Raw genomic sequence first — 1,443 nt, 5'->3', positions numbered from 1 at the left:
GAAAGCCGACGGGAAACGGCTGAGACCTCTTGGAATTCCCTGCATGGTCGACAGAGCGCAACAGGCGCTTCATCTGCTTGCACTCGAACCTGTTGCAGAAACCATGGCGGATCCGAACTCTTATGGGTTCAGAGCCGCCCGCTCCACGGCCGACGCGATAGAACAGTGCTTTATCTCACTGGCCAGCAGCAATCGCGCGCAGTGGATTCTGGAGGCCGACATCCGGAGCTGCTTTGATGAAATTTCGCATGATTGGTTGGTCGCCCACATCCCAACGGACAAAGCGATACTGCGAAAGTGGTTGAAGGCTGGCTACCTTCACAACAGTGTCTTTCATTCGACGGAAGCGGGTACGCCTCAGGGCGGTATTATCTCGCCCACGTTGATGAACATGACTCTCGATGGGTTAGAACGAACACTTCTTGCGAAGTTCTGCAGAGGCGGCCGGAATCCGTCGAAGGTTAACGTCGTTCGATATGCAGATGACTTTGTTATCACTGGCGCGACGCGAGAAGTGCTGGAGGATGAAGTCATGCCGCTGGTCGTGCAGTTTCTTGCACAGCGGGGATTATCGCTGTCACGGGAGAAGACCCGGATCACGCATATCAACGATGGGTTCGATTTCCTGGGCATGAACGTTCGCAAGTACGACGGCAAGTTGTTGATCAAGCCAGCCAAAACGAGCGTTCAGCGCTTCATGCGGAAGCTTCGGGACATCGTGAAAGGCAATGCAACGCTAAGACACGATCGTCTGATCCGCCTGCTCAACCCAAAGATTCGCGGTTGGGCGGATTATTATCGGCATGTCGTGGCGAAGCGTACCTTTAACAAGGTTGCTCATGCGATTTGGCAATGTCTATGGCGTTGGGCGAAGCGCCGACACCCGCAGAAGAACTCGCACTGGGTACGTCGGAAGTACTTTCGAACCGTTGGCGCCCGCCAATGGGTCTTTGGTACGGCGACGGACAAAGTGCTCAGCGATGGAAAGCGTGAACTTCTGACGCTGTACGACATTGTCGGCACGCCAATCCGGCGGCACCGCAAGATCAAGGGTGCCGCAAACCCGTTCGACCCGCAGTGGGAAAGTTATTTCGAAGAGCGGTTGGGCTTCGCGATGATGGACTCGCTCAAGGGCCGGATGCGTCTGATCCGGTTGTGGCTCGATCAGCAGAGGTCCTGTCCGGTCTGTCGTCAAATGATCACGAAATCCAGTGGCTGGCGGCTGTACCACCTGGAGCGAAAGATCGATGGCGGTAAGGACACGATCAGCAACCTGACGATGCTTCACCCGGATTGCCATCGGGCCGCGCGTGCCCTCGGACTCTCAGTAGTGAAACCGGCCTCGGCAATGGGGCTTTGAAAGGCTTGAGCCGTGTGCTGGGAAACTCGCATGCACGGTTCTTAGGGGGCGGCGGTGCAGTAATGCACCGCTGCTACCCGACC

General features: G+C 56.5%; 1 protein-coding gene. It reads left to right on the top strand.

What is annotated here, in order from left to right; all coding sequences use genetic code 11:
- On the top strand, nt 1-1,360 hold a 1,360-nt coding region (gene ltrA, locus HDG37_RS38700; protein ID WP_184056858.1), incomplete at its 5' end, for a group II intron reverse transcriptase/maturase.
- Between the last annotated feature and the right edge of the window lie 83 nt (nt 1,361-1,443).

Origin of the sequence: Paraburkholderia sp. MM5384-R2 (assembly GCF_014201025.1) — a bacterium.
GTDB classification, from domain to species: Bacteria; Pseudomonadota; Gammaproteobacteria; order Burkholderiales; family Burkholderiaceae; genus Paraburkholderia; species Paraburkholderia tuberum.
Note: the sequence above shows the minus strand (reverse complement) of the source record. Positions and strands in the feature narration are given on the sequence as shown.